This is a genomic window from Sphingobacterium rhinopitheci, assembly GCF_022627575.1.
Classification (GTDB): domain Bacteria; phylum Bacteroidota; class Bacteroidia; order Sphingobacteriales; family Sphingobacteriaceae; genus Sphingobacterium; species Sphingobacterium rhinopitheci.
The window spans coordinates 1-17479 of the sequence record NZ_JADEYQ010000015.1; the positions used below are offsets into that span (position 1 = coordinate 1).

General features: G+C 34.4%; 14 protein-coding genes. 7 read left to right on the top strand and 7 right to left on the bottom strand.

Features of this window, described 5'->3' with window-relative positions; genetic code table 11:
- Positions 1 to 1507: 1507 nt before the first annotated feature.
- The 5 genes from IP023_RS12375 (at position 1508) to IP023_RS12395 (ending at position 7552) form a co-directional block, all read left to right on the top strand.
- Positions 1508 to 2467, top strand: coding sequence for a Gfo/Idh/MocA family protein (locus IP023_RS12375; protein WP_241790681.1), 960 nt, complete (start codon positions 1508 to 1510; stop codon positions 2465 to 2467).
- An 8-nt stretch (positions 2468 to 2475) separates the two neighbouring features.
- The gene (locus IP023_RS12380) at positions 2476 to 3819 is read left to right on the top strand and encodes a Gfo/Idh/MocA family protein (RefSeq protein WP_241790682.1); all 1344 of its coding nucleotides are present in this window, start codon (positions 2476 to 2478) and stop codon (positions 3817 to 3819) included.
- A 291-nt stretch (positions 3820 to 4110) separates the two neighbouring features.
- On the top strand, positions 4111 to 4278 hold the full coding sequence (locus IP023_RS12385; RefSeq protein ID WP_241790684.1) for a hypothetical protein: 168 nt from the start codon (positions 4111 to 4113) through the stop codon (positions 4276 to 4278).
- 127 nt (positions 4279 to 4405) lie between these two features.
- Positions 4406 to 5704, top strand: a complete 1299-nt coding sequence (locus IP023_RS12390) for a putative oxidoreductase C-terminal domain-containing protein (RefSeq protein ID WP_241790685.1) — start codon at positions 4406 to 4408, stop codon at positions 5702 to 5704.
- Positions 5705 to 5854: 150 nt separating this feature from the next.
- Complete coding sequence (locus IP023_RS12395; protein ID WP_241790687.1) at positions 5855 to 7552, top strand: GMC oxidoreductase; 1698 nt, start codon at positions 5855 to 5857, stop codon at positions 7550 to 7552.
- 67 nt (positions 7553 to 7619) lie between these two features.
- Here IP023_RS12395 and IP023_RS12400 read toward each other — a convergent pair whose 3' ends face one another.
- Entirely contained in the window at positions 7620 to 8273 is a 654-nt protein-coding gene (locus tag IP023_RS12400) for a LolA family protein (RefSeq protein WP_241790688.1), read from the bottom strand.
- 5 nt (positions 8274 to 8278) lie between these two features.
- The gene (locus IP023_RS12405; RefSeq protein ID WP_241790690.1) at positions 8279 to 10948 is read right to left on the bottom strand and encodes an FtsK/SpoIIIE family DNA translocase; all 2670 of its coding nucleotides are present in this window, start codon (positions 10946 to 10948) and stop codon (positions 8279 to 8281) included.
- Positions 10949 to 11178: 230 nt separating this feature from the next.
- On the opposite strand from IP023_RS12405, the gene IP023_RS12410 reads away from it, so the two are divergent.
- Positions 11179 to 11811: a DUF4397 domain-containing protein gene (locus IP023_RS12410; RefSeq protein WP_241790691.1), complete on the top strand. Its 633-nt coding sequence runs from the start codon at positions 11179 to 11181 to the stop codon at positions 11809 to 11811.
- 41 nt (positions 11812 to 11852) lie between these two features.
- Here IP023_RS12410 and IP023_RS12415 read toward each other — a convergent pair whose 3' ends face one another.
- The 5 genes from IP023_RS12415 to IP023_RS12435 all read right to left on the bottom strand — a co-directional run bounded on the left by IP023_RS12415 (position 11853) and on the right by IP023_RS12435 (position 15666).
- On the bottom strand, positions 11853 to 12251 hold the full coding sequence (locus IP023_RS12415; protein WP_241790692.1) for a hypothetical protein: 399 nt from the start codon (positions 12249 to 12251) through the stop codon (positions 11853 to 11855).
- Positions 12251 to 13198, bottom strand: coding sequence for a hypothetical protein (locus IP023_RS12420; protein WP_241790695.1), 948 nt, complete (start codon positions 13196 to 13198; stop codon positions 12251 to 12253). The genes IP023_RS12415 and IP023_RS12420 overlap by 1 nt, the downstream gene beginning before the upstream one ends.
- 33 nt (positions 13199 to 13231) lie before the next feature.
- Positions 13232 to 13777, bottom strand: coding sequence for an RNA polymerase sigma factor (locus IP023_RS12425; RefSeq protein ID WP_241790697.1), 546 nt, complete (start codon positions 13775 to 13777; stop codon positions 13232 to 13234).
- 9 nt (positions 13778 to 13786) lie between these two features.
- Positions 13787 to 14740: a transketolase family protein gene (locus IP023_RS12430; protein ID WP_241790698.1), complete on the bottom strand. Its 954-nt coding sequence runs from the start codon at positions 14738 to 14740 to the stop codon at positions 13787 to 13789.
- Positions 14741 to 14817: 77 nt separating this feature from the next.
- A complete protein-coding gene (locus IP023_RS12435; RefSeq protein ID WP_241790700.1) occupies positions 14818 to 15666 on the bottom strand; it encodes a transketolase in 849 nt (282 codons plus the stop codon).
- Between the two features lie 169 nt (positions 15667 to 15835).
- Here IP023_RS12435 and IP023_RS12440 point away from each other — a divergent pair, with 169 nt between their 5' ends.
- Complete coding sequence (locus IP023_RS12440; protein ID WP_241790702.1) at positions 15836 to 17461, top strand: DUF4139 domain-containing protein; 1626 nt, start codon at positions 15836 to 15838, stop codon at positions 17459 to 17461.
- The last annotated feature ends 18 nt before the right edge of the window (positions 17462 to 17479 follow it).

Here is a 17479-nt window from a genome sequence, read left to right on the forward strand (position 1 = left end):
TTCCGAACAGAGAAGTTAAGCCCGCCCGAGCCGATGGTATTGCCGTAACAGGTGGGAGAGTAGGTCGGTGCCTTTTTTTAAACAGAAGCCTTAGAGAAATCTAAGGCTTTTTGCGTTTATAGACTTTGTTCAACATGACAGTCTATATTTATGTTGTCATCCTGACGACAGGAAGGATCTAAAAAGATGTTGATATTTAGATGTTTCACTACGTTCAACATGACATCTATACTTATGTTGTCATCCAAACGATAGGAAGAATCTCAAAAGAGGTGGATGTTTAGCTGTTTCACTACGTTCAACATGACATCTATACTAATGTTGTCATCCTGATCGCAGGAAGGATCTCAAAAGTTGTTGTTTTTAGATGTTTCACTACGTTCAACATGACAGTCTATACAAATATCCTCACTTGTCATCCTGATCGCAGGAAGGATCTAAACAAAGGTTTCATGCTGTTTAGATGTTTCACTACGTTCAACATGACAGTCTAAACACAAAAAAAACTTATTTGTTATCCTGACATTAGGAAGGATCTAAACAAAGGTTTCATGCTGTTTAGATGTTTCACTACGTTCAACATGACAGTCTAAACACAAAAAAAACTTATTTGTTATCCTGACATTAGGAAGGATCTAAACAAAGGTTTCATGCTGTTTAGATGTTTCACTACGTTCAACATGACAGTCTAAACACAAAAAAAACTTATTTGTTATCCTGACATTAGGAAGGATCTAAACAAAGGTTTCATGCTATTTAGCTGTTTCACTTTGTTCAACATGACATCTATACTTATGTTGTTCCATCTCTAACTAATCCTAACCATTTACCCCTTACTATTTCCCTAACTAAAACCCTAACCGTCATTTTTATTTCTACTGTTGAAATAGTGCTAACACTATACATATATTATACTCTTTGATAGTAAATATCTTGTAATATTAATTTGTGGTAATTAATTAAATACTATATTTGATTTGCAAATAAGTGAATACATATTATGCATTTGACCAAGACCTTAGAAGATTATTATAATTATTTCATTTATCGGTAACGTTTTCTAATTTGTTATAAGCAACTAAATATCGTATACATATGCTTTACGATTACTACTCTTAATAACCATTCTAATACTATGTCTATTAAGAGAGTAGTACTGGCGAATTAGTATGTTTAACGGCGCTAAAGGTTTTTTGTTGAAGATAATATGATCAAAGAAGTAATAATGGATGATAATTGTGGACAACAACAAGTTAATGTTGGATGCTTTGAAAAGATATAATTAGTACCGAAGAAAGCATTCAAAATAAGTATTTAGTATATATTTTTTATTGTGCCCGGTATGCGTATTGATATGTCTGTTAGGGAGGCTATATGTCGAAATGTAAAGGTGGATTTTCCTGCTATAATTCTTCAGTAGTATCCAAAGGTAAAATCGTATAGTAGTAGTTTAATTCAAAATTAAATATCATAATTAATGAAATTGATTACCAGAAAGGACTTTTTAATGTCGAGTAGCTTAGCTTTAGGATGGCTTGCTTCACATAAAGTCCAGGCTTTAGATAAGTCAAGTATACATCGTAAGCGTATCGGTATAATAGGTCTCGATACATCTCATTCGTTGGCATTTGCGAAAAGTATATTTGAAGATCCTAATCGCTATCTCAATTATCGAGTTGTCGCAGCATATCCTTATGGTACTAGAACCATTCCCTCTGCTACGGAGCGTATACCAAAGTATATAGAGGAAATTAAAAAGCTCGATGTCAAGATAATGCCCTCCATTAAAGAACTGCTAAAGGAAGTAGACTATGTATTATTAGAAACAAATGATGGCCGTCTACATTTGGAACAAGCTAAGGAAGTATTCAAAGCAGGTAAACCATTATTTATAGATAAACCATTAGCAGCTTCCTATGATGATGCTGTAGAAATATTTAAGCTTTCTGCCAAGTATAATGTGCCTTTTTTCTCTTCCTCTAGTTTACGGTATATAGATGGTATGCAAGAGGTATTGAGTGGTAAATATGGTCAAGTAATTGGTGCAGATGTTTATTCTCCTGCTGTATTAGATCCTTCACATCCTGATTTTTTTTGGTATGGAATACATGCTGTCGAAATGTTATTTACTGCAATGGGATTAGGATGTATATCTGTGAGTAGGACTTATGCTCCTAATTCTGATATGTTAGTCGGAGTCTGGCCCGATGGGCGAATAGGTACAGTAAGGGGAAAGCGAAGTGGTAAAAGTGATTTTGGAGGTACAGTTCATTGTGAATTAGCCACTATTAAGTTAGGCGAATTCAAAGGATATGATCCTTTACTACTAGAAATAGTGAAATTTTTTGATACTGGAGTAGTTCCTTTTGATGGTAAGGAAACATTAGAAATATGTGCTTTTATAGATGCTGCAGATAAGAGTAAATTAGCTAATGGTGCAGCAATAAAATTGGAAACCAATACATAATTTAAATTATGAACAGTAGAAGAGATTTTATAAAAAAGTCATTAGTCACATCAGCAGTAGTAAGTATTGGAGGGATACTCCCTTCTTTTAGTGCCAAGAGCTATAAGAATATAATCGGTGCTAATGAGCGATTACGAGTTTCTATGATGGGCGTAAATTCTAGAGGAAAGGCTCTAGCCGAAAATTTTGCTTCTCAGCCCAATAGTGAGGTTGTACATATTTGTGATGTAGATAGTAGAGCTATTATTAAATGTCAATCGGCTGTTTCTAAATTCCAAAATTCTCCAACTAAAGCAATTGAAGATTTTAGAATATCTTTAGAAGATAAAGATGTAGATATTTTAGTTGTCGCCGCACCAGATCATTGGCATGCACCTGCTGCATTATTGGCTTCTCAAGCGGGTAAGCATGTTTATTTAGAAAAACCCTGTAGCCATAATCCTTGTGAAGGTGAGTTATTGGTTGCTGCCGTGAATAAATATAATAATGTAATTCAAATGGGCAATCAACGCCGCTCTTGGCCTAATATATTAAAAGCCATTGCTTTTATTCATAGTGGTGGTATAGGTGAAGTATCTTTTGCAAAGACTTGGTATACCAACAATCGTGCTTCTATAGGGGTGGGTAAAAAATCTCCTATCCCAGATTGGTTAAATTATGAATTGTGGCAAGGTCCTGCACCTAGGCGTGATTATAAGGATAATATATTACACTATAATTGGCATTGGTTCTGGCATTGGGGCACTGGGGAATCCTTAAATAATGGTACACATATGGTTGATTTAGCACGTTGGGGATTAGGGGTTGATTATCCTTCAAAAGTAAGCTCTAATGGTGGGCGTTATGCATATCAAGATGATTGGGAGACACCAGATACTCAGGTGATCAATATAGAATTTGCTAATGATAAGTTGATTACTTGGGAAGGCCGTAGCTGTAATGCTATGCCTATTGAAGGTAGTAGTGTTGGTGTGCTTTTTTATGGTTCCAAGGGTGCTTTACAAATAGATGGGAGTAACTCTTATAAAGTGTTTGATATAACAGGCAAATTAACAGAGCATGTAAAAGATGATCGTGCTGTGGATACTAAAAGCTTGATGAGTCCATCTCAAAAGCTTGATGCTATTCATATTCAAAATTTCTTTTCGGCAATAAAAACAGGAGAAAATCTAAATTCTGATATTATCAATGGTCATAAGAGTACATTATTGATGCAATTAGGTAATATAGCACAAAGGACAGGTCATGATCTAAGGATTGATCCTACGTCAGGGCGAATCATCAATGACAATAAAGTAATGTCAAATTTTTGGTCCCGCGAATATGAAAAGGGATGGGATCCTAAGGTTTAACAGCTTATCTACGGTATAGCTAGATCTGTAAATAGTCATAGTATGCGTAAGACTTATTTTTCAATAGCCATACTAGCTGTATAGTTGTTTGTTTTGGGATTTGTAAGTTGAGTTAATTCAAAATTGATTCCATATTTTAAAACAACCTGCGAATTATCCAATTATCAATAGTATCGCGTAGCTTTTGCATTTTATATTTCTCTCCTTAGGTATCATCTTTACGAAAGGTGATATAACTTTATGGAGGCACATATGTGCTATATCTATTTGGTTTGTTATCCTATTTAGGTTGTGAAATCATTACTATGGATCGGAATATGGCCTTTAGCATGGCGTGATTTCGGAAGATTCACGAGACGTGGAGGAGCCTTATTAATCTTGGGATTGTGGGGAAATGCTATTATGCAGATGATATATGGATACATTGCTGAGTTATTCAATCTTAGATTAGCCTATTGAATTTTTAATCCATGTTATATTTATCTGATATTTTATGCTGTATAGGGCGTACAATTTGTCAATGAAAGTAAGTTAAATGAAATACTCTATTTATGGGTTTTTATAACTGCTGGTGAAATAAAGTTTTATGTCGAAATATAAAAGAAAATTTAATACAAGACTATTGGTGATAGACCCACAGCATTTTCATGCTGCATTAATACTAAAGGCGAATATTCCTTCACTTAGTAATGAAATTAAATTATTTGCACCTGATAAATTAGCTGCTGCCGATTATATATCTTTAGTTAGAGAATATAATTCGTGTAATGGTAGCGCAACTAATTGGCATATAATCCCTTACTATGGTGTTGATTTTTTAGAAAAGGCTGTACTCGATAAAAGTGCTGATATAGTTGTTTTAGCAGGTGATAATAGCCGAAAGATCACCTATATGGTAGAATCCATCAAATATAATAAGGCTGTATTTGCTGATAAGCCATTAGTAATAAATGAGAAGGGATATGCCCAATTACAAAAACTATTGAACCGTAATGGTCGCCATACTCCTATAGTATATGATATCATGACCGAGCGGTTTGATATTAAGAATATTTTGGTAAAACTTATCTTGTCAAATAAAACATTGACCGGAGGATTTGAACCCAATGCTGCTTTTCCTCTTATAGAATTTCATAGCAAGCATCATTTTAGTAAAGTAGTTGCTGGCCATCAACTTATTAGGCCAGCTATGTTTTTTGATATAAATAAACAAGGTGAAGGGATTGTAGATGTAACGACACATTATATTGATTTGGTCCAATGGATGTTAGCAGATAGTACTGTTATTGATATCCAAAGAGATTTGAAACTATTGAAATCGCAAAGATGGTCTACTTCAATATCTATGGCAGATTATGAAAAAATAACATCATTAAAAGAATATGCTCCGACATCAAATCATATCCTTGATGCGGATAATAATCTACGGGTATTTAGTAATGGTATGATTCATTATTCTCTTTTTGGAGTTCCTATTTCGGTGTGTGTACAATGGGATGTAAATTCTAATGATGGTGAAGGCGATCAATTGCGCGCTTTATTTAAAACAAAGAAATGTACCATAACAATCGAACCGGACAGTAATGGTGTTAGTAGTATTTTTGTGAAACCAAAGGATACATGTAAAGTCTTTGAAGAGGAGCTACAGCGTACATTGACGTCTAATGGGTACGCTAAAGTTACCGTTCAATACGTAGACAATTCCTACAAATTGATTATTCCTTATGCTATGTATTTGAGCCATGAAGATCATTTTTCAAAAGCATTACAGCAATTTCTTGACTATAAGGAACATGGTGCACTTCCAGAATGGGAGAAATCTTTTCTTTTAGCGAAGTATTATTTGACTACGCAAGCATTAAAAATAGCAGAAACTAAAACGTAATTTTTTCGTTAATCATATAAAATAGTCCTTATTTTTTGTGTTTTGTATTCTAAAAAGTGGATATTTATGTTTTGATATCTAACGCTATATAAGTTACAGATCGAATACCAATTATAGTAAACAAGTGCTTACTTAATAGCATACTAAATTATGAATATGGACTATGATGTGATTGTTGTCGGCTCCGGTATTACTGGAGGATGGGCTGCTAAAGAATTTGCCGAAAAAGGATTGAAAACATTGGTTTTGGAAAGAGGAAGGATGGTCAAGCATATTCAAGACTATCCAACAGCTAATTTGGACCCTTGGCAATTTGAACATTATGGTGCTAAAACGCAACAAGATATTAAGGAGTATCCTATCACCTCGGTACATTATGCTTTTGGTGAACCAACAAAACATTTTTACCTCAAAAGTGAAGAACAAGAGTATATACAAGAGAAACCCTTCAAGTGGATTAGAGGTTATCAGGTAGGAGGTAAATCATTACTTTGGGCACGTCAAACTCAAAGGTGGTCGACCTATGATTTTGAAGCTCCACAGAAATATAATTACAGTATAGACTGGCCTATACGGTACGCTGAATTGGCGCCTTGGTATTCTAAAGTGGAAAAATTTATAGGAATTTCAGGAACTAGAGACGGTATTGATGCCATGCCTGATTCTGAAGTTGTCGGCGCATTTGAAATGAATAAAGTGGAGAAAGCTATTGTTAGTTCCATTCATGAAAATTTTCCGGATCGTCATGCTGTTATTGGACGCTGTGCTAATCTAGCAGATGTCAAAGAGGAGCAATTGGCGCAGGGGCGTACCAAATGTATGGCTAGAGGAAAATGTGAAAGAGGATGTCCTTTTGGGGGCTATTTTAGCTCCAATTCGTCTACATTGCCTCATGCCGAAAAAACAGGCAATCTTACGTTGAAGACGGATGTTATTGTAGAATCTATTATTTATGATGAGGCCACAGGCAAGGCTTCTGGTGTTCAAATAATAGATGCTCATACTGGTGCTAAAGAGATTATTAATGCTAGAATAATATTTTTGAATGCTTCAACATTAAATTCCAATCTTATACTATTAAATTCAAAATCAAAGCGATTCCCTAATGGTTTGGGAAATGATAATGGCTTACTAGGTCGATATATTATATTTCATAATTACAGAGGGCGTATTACGGCAGATTATCCTGGCTACGAAGATTCGTATTACTATGGAAAAAGGCCGACACAAGTTTTTATGCCTGCTTTTAAGAATATAAAAACTACAGCAGAAAATTTTAAAGGTTCATATTTAATCGCTTTTTCCGCTTCGCGGGAAGGTTGGGGGCGTTCGGTAAATGGAGCTCAGGTAGGCCCTGAATTTAAAGATAAGCTAACGGAACCCGGCAAATGGAAGATTCATATGATGATGCAAGGAGAGGTATTACCGATCTATGAAAATCATGTCCGCTTAAGTGAGGAATTGGATAAATATGGATTACCTAAGTTGATAACGAGCGTTTCCTATACTCAAAATGATGTGGATATGATGAATGATTTTTTTGAAGAAGGGGAGCAAATGTTATTGAAGTGTGGCGCCACAAATATTGTCAAAACAGATCATCATATTGCTTTTGACAGGCAGCCAGGTTTAGAGGTTCATGAAATGGGCGGCGTACGTATGGGGAATGATCCTAAAGACTCTCTATTAAATAAATATAATCAAATGCATTTATGTCCTAATGTATTTGTAACGGATGGTGCTGCTATGATATCAACGTCTAATCAGAATCCTTCCTTGACATTTATGGCTTTTACAGCACGTGCTGCAGATTATGCCTATCAGCAGTTTAAAGAAGGAAAAATCTAATGCAAAAGATATATTGATTATAAAAATGTACTAAAAAATAAAGCGGTGAATATTCACCGCTTTATTTTTATCTTAAGTCCACTATTTCATAGCCTGGATATTTTTCCTTATTGAAGGAGAAAATTGAAGGAGGCAGATTCTTCCCTAGATATAATGACTGTATAGTATAGGTATAACGATTATTAGATTTATCAAAGATGGTAACATCATGAATATGATTATTACTATTGATACGTAATTTTATTTTATAATAATTCGTTTTGGTGTCAATAGGTGATAATTCTACAACTTTTAAGATTTCTGTTTTTCCATTTTTGGTAATCTTTTCATCCTCCATCAATAGGTATTTATATCCCGATTGATAGAATGTAAAAAGGTTATTAGGACCTATCGAGCTGTTATCATTTTCAGCATCCGTAATTTGTACTTCTTTGATATCTTTAGAAATATTCCATACTGATTTACCATTTGAAATGAATTCTTGATCCTTCAAAATTATAGCATACTCCTTCTTAGGCTTATTAAAGAACATTTCTCCCGCATCGCTATAATTTTTCTTGTTAGCGTCTTGGACAGATAAAGTAAAGTCCGATTGAATAGTTTTATAACTATTATATTTTTTGGATACTTCTGTTAATAATTTTTTAGCAGCAGGGTCATTTTGGCCATATGCAAATGCGGTGCTCGCTATTACAATAATACTTAATAACAATTTTTTCATTTTTATTATTTCTTTAATGTATCTAAAAATTGTTCTAAAGAGTATTCATCAGGGTATAAAACTTCTCTTGCTTTAGATCCTTCAAATGGTCCTACAATACCGGCAGCTTCCAATTGATCGATGATACGTCCTGCTCTATTATAGCCTAATTTCAACTTACGCTGAATTAAAGAGGTAGAGCCTTGTTGATGCATAACGATTAAACGCGCCGCTTCTTCAAAAAGTTGATCTCTGTCTGAGAAATCAAAATCTGTAGAACCTGAGCCATCACCAGATTCGTCTACATACTCAGGGAGCATGAATGCCGATGGATATCCGCGCTGCCCGCCGATAAAGTCTGAAATTCCTTCTACTTCAGGAGTATCGACAAAGGCACATTGAATACGAATCAAATCTGAGCCTGTAGATAAAAGCATATCTCCACGACCTATCAACTGGTCTGCACCACCGGAGTCTAGGATTGTGCGTGAGTCTACTTTTGATAATACTCTGAATGCTAGACGTGCAGGAAAGTTCGCTTTGATCGTACCCGTGATAATATTTACTGACGGTCGTTGTGTAGCTATTACTAAGTGAATACCAACAGCACGGGCCAATTGTGCTAATCGGGCAATAGGTGTTTCAACTTCTTTACCAGCAGTCATCATTAAATCTGCAAATTCATCAACTATAAGAACTATAAATGGTAAGAATCGATGACCCTCCTCAGGGTTTAATCTTCTATTGACAAATTTTGCATTATATTCCTTTAAATTCCTTACCTGTCCATTTTTTAATAGATCATAACGCTGATCCATCTCAATACACAAGGAGTTTAAGGTGTTTATCACTTTCTTTGTATCAGTGATAATAGCATCTTCCTCGCCTGGTAATTTTGCTAAGAAGTGTCTTTCTATTTTTTTGAATAATGATAATTCTACTTTCTTTGGATCGACAAGAACAAATTTTAGCTCGGCTGGATGTTTCTTATACAGTAATGACGTAAGAATAGCATTGATACCAACAGATTTACCTTGTCCTGTCGCACCGGCAACTAGTAAGTGAGGCATTTTTGCCAAATCGGCAATAAATACTTCATTGGAAATAGTTTTTCCTAATGCAATAGGAAGATCCATATCTGTCTTTTGAAACTTCTCTGTAGCTAATACGGAGCGCATTGATACCATTTCTGGATTACTATTAGGTACCTCAATACCAATCGTTCCCTTGCCCGGCATTGGTGCTATGATACGTATTCCTAATGCCGCTAAACTCAATGCAATATCATCCTCTAAATTTTTAATCTTCGAGATTCGAACACCTGGCTTAGGTATTATTTCATATAATGTTACTGTGGGACCAATCGTTGCTTTGATATGTTCGATCTCTATACTATAATGTCTAAGCGTATCTACAATTTTATTCTTGTTTGCTTCGAGTTCTTGTTGATTGATAGTGATTTTACCTGAGCCATATTCTTTAAGTAAATCTAAGGTTGGATGCTGATAGCCCGATAAGTCGAGCTTCGGATCATATTCACCAAATTGAGCTACGAGGTCATTTGCTGTTATTTGCTTCTCTTCTTTGACTTCTTCCACCGCCAAGGATAATGAAGTGTCTTCAACAGGCTCTTCTATCTCTAAAGGCGTATTGACCGTTAACTCTATAGCATTATCCTTTATTTCTTCGACGGGCTCCTCTATAAAAGTTGGTTTTGTTTCGAAAGTAACACTATTTATAGCTTCATCCTCTTCCAAAATTTCCTCTTCCTGCGGCAGGTTTTCCTCCTGCAAATGTGCATATCTTTCATTTAGCGTAAGAGGATTGTTTACTTGATTTTTTAGGGTATTGGAAACTTCGATAACCATTTCATTACCAAAATCATCTTCTTCTGGCTGTTCTTTGATTGTATTTATTGGGGCTGAAGGAGCGACGTCACTCTTGAATACATAATCTTCCTCTTCACTTTTTGTTTTGTTTGAGCTTGATGACAAAAATGAAAATTTGAGATCTAGATTATAAACTAAAACCAATAACGCCAAGTAAGAAAATATAATTAGACCTCCTACACCGTATTTACCGATTTGAGCATTTAATAGTTGGTTTGTCCAATATCCAAATTTACCCTCTAGTATTCGAGGCGTGTCTGCGATAAAATCTTGAATGAATCCAAATGTAATTGATAGGAATATAATACCTGTTAAAGTATATAAAAGGGTTTTCCAAATGGGAAGAATTGATTTCTTATACAGTAATTTATAACCAACAGTAAACATTAATAGAATGAATAGGAAGGAAGAGACACCAAACCATTCAAATATAAATTGATTGGCTAATAATGCGCCTAGTTTACCCAATTTGTTCTCCACAATTGGTAAATTACCTAATTGTTCTTCTAATTCTTCAGCCGTACTAAACAAAGTACTCCATCCTCCATTTGTAGAATTTATATAACTTTGGTCCTCTTTCCATGTGAATAGGTATGAAATAAAAGCTACGGCAAATAGAAATGAACTTATTATTAAAAATAAGCCTAAAATTTTAAGCGCTTTTTTTTGACCTTCTGAAAAATCTATGCTATCAAAAGATTTTATGAGTGGAGACGATTTCTTAGGTATTGCTTTAATAGTCGTTTTAGAGTCTTTTGGACGACTATTTTGACTATTATTTTTAAATGAATTTCCTTTGTATGCCATGAAAAATGTTTACTATTCCTTATTACAAACTTATTAAAAAAAGATCAAAATTTATTGCGTTATTACTTAAATAAGCAATGTTGTAGCATAAAGCTTTTTTTTATCGTTATACCTAATATGTGGCAGTTTTAATAATGATATGAATGTTTTTTAAGAATATATTAATAGTTTTTTGTGTAGTAATATTATCGATTCTCGGTTGTAATAAGGATGAAGATAGTGTTGTAAACTTGAATAGTTCGATTGCTAAGCTATCTTCTGTTGCTGTTTTCAATGCTATTCCTAATTCCACAGGTCTGACCTTATATATTGGACAAGGGACTACCCAACAAATGGTAATCTCTGATAGTGATAAATTGATTTTTGGAAGTTATGTAACTTACAAAAATTGGTATGCTGGTTCCTTCGATATAATGGTTCAAAATCAAATTGACAAAAGTAGAGAGCAAGTTAACTATAAATTATTATTGAATGCCGGTAAGTTTTATAGCCTTTTTTTATATCAGAAAAATGTACAGTTACAGTATCTTTTGACTGATGACAACATAATTAATCCTAAAGATGATTATGTGAAAATTAGAATTGCTCATTTGTGTGAAGATATTGCTAATATGAGTATAATGGATGGTACGGGAAGTTCATTATTGTTTCAAAATATAAAATTTGAAACTATTACTAATTTTATCGAAATCGATTTGAACAAATTAAAGGATCTAACAATTCAAATTGATGACCATAAAATTAATTTTAAAGATATGGCTATTTTTGTGAATAAAGGTATATATACGATTATGCTCCTACAGCCTCTTGACGATAGTAATGATGGAAAAATAACGGACTATATTAGTGTTATTAAACAATAGAAATTAGTGATAAAAAAAGCCGTTAATTAAATTAACAGCTTTTATCGATGACGACTATTTTGTCGATTTTGTAATGTATGCCGTAGCATATCATTAAAATCTTCAACAACCTGAAAAAATTGAGAAGCGCGAGATTGTCCTATGACTTTTGCAAACTCATTACGATATTGCTTTTTAATTTCTACCTCTTTCGCATCAAACGAAATAACATCTTGCCTTTGACGTTTTTTTTCCGCTTTTAATTGCCACATTAGATCATTGTATTTGTTATATACAGGGAAGAAACGTTGGGCTTCACTGGGTGTTAATTTTAGCTGTTTCGTAATGTAAGCTACTTTTTCACTTTCAATTGCTTCAAAATTATTCCTTTGCGCAAATGAGCTAAATTGTAAAGTGAACAAAAGGCACAATGTTGTAAAAATATACTTCAGTTGTAACATTATAGCATGTAATTTAAATATTCTTCTATTACATCATCTTCCAACTCTGAATTGAATTTAATTGATGCATCACTTTTATTATCAATCATTTTAGACAAATGTAGTAATTGATCACTATCATCAGATACTTGTGCCAAATAACTCACCAATTCATCATCACTTATATTTTGTAAGCTAGTACGTGTCAACGATTCTTCTGCTATAGTGGACTGGAATAATGTATTATTATTCACAGCAAAATAGCTCCCTATACCGATAAGTAATAGTACTGCTGCGGCACTATATCGAGACCAATTAGTACGTTTTGGTAAAGTGATTATTGGCGTATTGTCATTCTCGATCTTAGCAATTATTTTTTGCTCTAGATTTTCAAAATAGTTTGTAGGAGTAACAAAGCCATCACTTGATAATGTATCAGATAGTCTATCAACAGTTATATTATCTTTAATACGATCCGCTAAAGTCTCAAAATAAGAAGTAGGTGTACTAAAACCATCATTTGAAGTGACTAATTTTAAATTATTTTCAGCGATTTTTGAAGTAATAGAACTTTCTAAAGAGTTGAAATAATCACTAGGGATTTCAAATCCTATATTACTAATTTTATCCTTCAATTGAGCCTCAAATATCCTAGTTTGGATGGATTCTTCTAATTTGATAAAATAATTGTCGGGAATTTCAAATCCATCAGAGTTAATTTCATCTTTAAGTTTTATTTCACTGATTTTAGCTAAAATATTGTGCTCTAATTCGGCGAAATAACCCTCAGGGATATTTTTTTTTGTGTTTAAAGATGATGTTAGTCGATTTTCAACCTTTATTTGGTTAATAATTTCTTCTTTTTGGTGTTCAAAATAATCTTCAGGTACTACAAAAGGGTTTATACCTAAATAATCAGGGAGTTTGAAGGCTCCAAAATCATCCGTGTATGTGTTTTTTTCTTCCATAGTAGTTATAAGATACTTTTTTGTGCAAAAGGTTTAATCATGATTGTTAAAAAAGTTTTCAATCTTTTTAACGGCAAGATGATATGATGCTTTTAAAGCACCTACGCTGGTACCTAGAATTTGAGATATCTCTTCATACTTTAAGTCTTCAAAATATTTCATGTTGAAAACAAGTTTTTGTTTCTCTGGTAATGTTAATAGAGCTTGTTGTAATTTCATCTCTGCTTTATCTCCATTGAAATATTGTCCGTCTGCAAGGGTTTCTGCAAGATAGGATGTACTATCATCATCCAATGAAACATTGTATTTCTGCTTCTTTTTATTCAAAAAGGTAATACATTCATTGGTTGCAATCCTGTAGAGCCATGTGTACAGTTGAGAATCTTCTCTAAATTTCTCTAGGTTTTTCCACACTTTTACAAAAATATCTTGGGTCACGTCATCCGCATCGTCATGATCGATGACCATGCGTCTGACGTGCCAATATATTTTTTGTTGATATTTCTTCAACAACTGGCTGAACGCAGCTTCGCGCGTACGTTCATCGGCAAACATAGATATGATTTGCGCGTCTTCCATTTAATATTATTATTTTCTGCTAATAGCTTTTTGAGCAGCAGCTACAATGCTAGCAGCATTTAATCCGTATTTTTCCATTAATTGAGCTGGAGTACCTGATTCGCCGAAGCTATCGTCTACTGCAACATATTCTTGTGGAGAAGGTAGGTATTTCGCTAATACTTGAGCTACACTGTCACCCAATCCACCTAGGCGGTTGTGCTCTTCTGCTGTAACTACACATCCTGTTTTCTTAACAGACGCTAATATTGCTTCTTCGTCTAATGGTTTAATCGTATGAATGTTGATAATCTCAGCATCAATACCTAATTTTTCTAATTCTTCACCCGCTTGGATTGCTTCCCACACTAAGTGACCTGTAGCAATAATAGTAACGTCTTTACCTTCGTTCAACATTACTGCTTTACCGATTTCAAAAGTTTGATCAGCAGGTGTAAAGTTTGGAACAACAGGACGGCCGAAACGTAAATAAACAGGACCTTCATATTGCGCTACTGCGATAGTAGCAGCTTTTGTTTGATTGAAGTCACATGGATTGATAACCACCATTCCAGGTAACATTTTCATCATACCGATATCTTCTAAAGTTTGGTGTGTAGCACCATCTTCACCTAATGTAAGACCAGCATGTGAAGCTGCGATTTTTACATTTTTGTTAGAATAAGCGATTGATTGACGAATTTGGTCATAAACACGTGCTGTAGAGAATTCCGCAAATGTACCTGTAAATGGAACTTTACCACCAATTGTTAAACCTGCAGCAATACACATCATGTTTGCTTCAGCAATACCAATTTGGAAAAAACGCTCCGGAAACTCCTTAATAAAAGCATCCATTTTTAATGAGCCAATCAAATCAGCACATAATGCTACTACATTTTCGTTCTGTTTTCCGGCTTCTAATAATCCAGCACCAAAACCCGAACGTGTATCTTTAGATTCTGTAAAAGTATATTTTTTCATGTTGTTGTCGTAGTATTTAGATGTTAGTAGTTAGTATTTAGAATGATGTCTAATGTCTAACATCTGCTATCTAATTATTAATAATCGCCTAATGTTTCAGGTAATTGATTCAATGCACTAGCTAATTGCTCATCATTTGGAGCGACACCATGCCATTTGTGTGTACCCATCATGAAATCTATCCCAGAACCCATTTCAGTATGTAATAAGATGATAACAGGTTTGCCTTTACCAGTACGTGATTTTGCTTCTTCTATACCAGCTACAACAGATGTCATATCATTACCTTTTGTAACTTCTAATACGTCCCATCCGAAAGCTTCCCATTTAGCACGTAAATTACCTAATGATAATACGTGATCTGTAGAGCCATCAATTTGAGCACCATTATAATCTACAGCAGCGATTAAGTTGTCAATTTTATTGTGTGGAGCATACATTGCTGCTTCCCATACTTGACCTTCTTGCAATTCACCGTCCCCCATCAATACATAAACTAAACTATTGTCTTTATTTAGTTTTTTAGCTTGAGCAGCACCGATAGCAGTAGAAAGACCTTGTCCTAAAGATCCTGAAGCAATACGGATTCCTGGAAGATGTTCGTGTGTAGTAGGGTGTCCTTGTAGACGAGTATTGATTTTACGGAATGTCGCTAATTCGCTAACAGGGAAATAGCCTGCTCTCGCTAATGTGCTATAAAACACAGGAGAGATGTGTCCATTTGATAAAAAGAATAAATCTTCGCCAATGCCATCCATGTTGAAAGAAGGATCGTGTTTCATTGCGTGGAAATATAAAGCCACGAAATAATCTGCACAGCCCAAAGAACCACCTGGGTGACCTGATTGACAACCGTGTACCATACGTACGATGTCACGTCTTACTTGTGTTGCAGTCTGTTCAAGTTTATTGATATCTACAGTCATTATTGATTGTTTTAAACAAATTTATGCTTGTAAAGTTAATGATTTTTGTACATCTAGCCTTATAAATATCACTTTAATTGTGATGTATTTATGTAATAATGGCAGTTTTTGTATCTATAGTAGTATGTTCTGTGTATAATTATTTAATTTTAATAAAAACGAATTCATTATGATTAAAGGAAATATAAATGTTATCTATATTATCGCTACCTGTATTTTGTCACTATTGTTAGTTTTTAATCTACAAGCTCAAGATAAGGTCAATGCTACAGCTATTGTAAAGGGAGTAACGATTTTTGCAAATGCTGCAGAGATAAGTAATACTGTTGCCGTTAGTTTACCTAAAGGGAATAGTAGGTTGCTTATTCAAAATGTAGCCCAAGATATCGCTATAAATTCTGTACAAATTGCCGGAATTGATGGCGCAACTATTTTGTCTGTTAGCGTAGGTAGGGCTAGTGAAGCAGAAATACTCATACCTGCTCATCGCAGATTAAAAGATAGTCTGGATATCGCACAGGCCAAGAGAGAGGTTCTGGTCAATAAGCAGAAAGCGGCACAAGGTGCACTGAAAATATTGAGCAACGACCAATTATTAGGTGCTGGAGCTAAGTTAGATATGAATGAGTTAACCAAATTCGTTGATTATTATCAAGTAAAATCATTAGAGCTAAATACTGCTATAGAAAGATTTAATAAAAGTATTGCAGAAGAGGATAAAGTTATAAATAGACTTCAAAAGCAGATTCAAACTTATGTAGGTAATGGAAGTGTGTTGGTTGTTCAATTAACAAGTAATAAAGCTATTAAGGGCGATTTAGCATTGTCATATATGACTTATGCAGCCACTTGGCAGGCTTATTATGATTTGAAAGCCGCATCAATTAATGCTCCTTTAGCAATTTTGTATAAAGCTAAAGTGATGCAGTCAACTGGTGTTGATTGGAAGAATGTAAAGTTGATATTGTCTACTGGAAATCCGGCTCAAAATGGTAATGCTCCTGTATTGAATTCTAGCTATGCACAATTTTATACAAATGGTATTTTCGGAGATTTAGTTGGTCGTACTACAAGTATGCGTGTTCCTAAGGATAAACAATATGCTGCCGACGGGAATAATATGGAATTAGCAGAAGTATCTGTAAAGGGAATGGCCAAAGGTCCTGTAACTACTCTTGTAGAAAATCAATTGAGTGTAACATTTGATATTGATATACCTTATGACATACTTTCTAATGGAGAACCGCATTCTGTTACGCTTAAAGAATCTGTACAGCCTGCTAAGTTTACGTATTATGCGGTTCCAAAATTAGATAAAGATGCCTTCTTGTTGGCTGAAATAACTGATTTTGAAAAACTTAATCTAATTGCAGGTGAAGCAAATATCATATTTGAAAATATGCTTGTCGGTTCTTCTTATATCAACCCTAATGTTACAACAGATACACTAATTCTAACGATGGGGAGAGATAAATCGATAACCGTAAAACGTGACCGCATAATGGATGTCAAAAGTAGCCAGACAAGTGGTAGTACAAAACGACAAACTTTTAGTTATGAGCTCCAGGTACGCAATGGTAAATCAACAGCTATAGATATGGAATTGAAAGATCAATATCCTATTTCCACAGACAAAGCTATAGAGATAGAACTTATCGATAGTGGTGGAGCCGTAGTAAATAAGGAAACAGGGGTATTGACTTGGGATAAAAAAATAAATGCTGGGGAAACGCAGACGTATCGTTTTACCTATACGATAAAGAGTCCAAAGGATAGGGCACTAATTTTTAATTAATAGAGTTTTTAGACCAAT

Coding starts and splice junctions, on each gene's coding strand:
- IP023_RS12425 (WP_241790697.1), bottom strand. CDS start 13,777: ATGGAAGACGCGCAAATCATATCTATGTTTGCCGATGAACGTACGCGC.
- IP023_RS12380 (WP_241790682.1), top strand. CDS start 2,476: ATGAACAGTAGAAGAGATTTTATAAAAAAGTCATTAGTCACATCAGCA.
- IP023_RS12420 (WP_241790695.1), bottom strand. CDS start 13,198: ATGGAAGAAAAAAACACATACACGGATGATTTTGGAGCCTTCAAACTC.
- IP023_RS12435 (WP_241790700.1), bottom strand. CDS start 15,666: ATGACTGTAGATATCAATAAACTTGAACAGACTGCAACACAAGTAAGA.
- IP023_RS12390 (WP_241790685.1), top strand. CDS start 4,406: ATGTCGAAATATAAAAGAAAATTTAATACAAGACTATTGGTGATAGAC.
- IP023_RS12400 (WP_241790688.1), bottom strand. CDS start 8,273: ATGAAAAAATTGTTATTAAGTATTATTGTAATAGCGAGCACCGCATTT.
- IP023_RS12395 (WP_241790687.1), top strand. CDS start 5,855: ATGAATATGGACTATGATGTGATTGTTGTCGGCTCCGGTATTACTGGA.
- IP023_RS12440 (WP_241790702.1), top strand. CDS start 15,836: ATGATTAAAGGAAATATAAATGTTATCTATATTATCGCTACCTGTATT.
- IP023_RS12405 (WP_241790690.1), bottom strand. CDS start 10,948: ATGGCATACAAAGGAAATTCATTTAAAAATAATAGTCAAAATAGTCGT.
- IP023_RS12415 (WP_241790692.1), bottom strand. CDS start 12,251: ATGTTACAACTGAAGTATATTTTTACAACATTGTGCCTTTTGTTCACT.
- IP023_RS12430 (WP_241790698.1), bottom strand. CDS start 14,740: ATGAAAAAATATACTTTTACAGAATCTAAAGATACACGTTCGGGTTTT.
- IP023_RS12375 (WP_241790681.1), top strand. CDS start 1,508: ATGTCGAGTAGCTTAGCTTTAGGATGGCTTGCTTCACATAAAGTCCAG.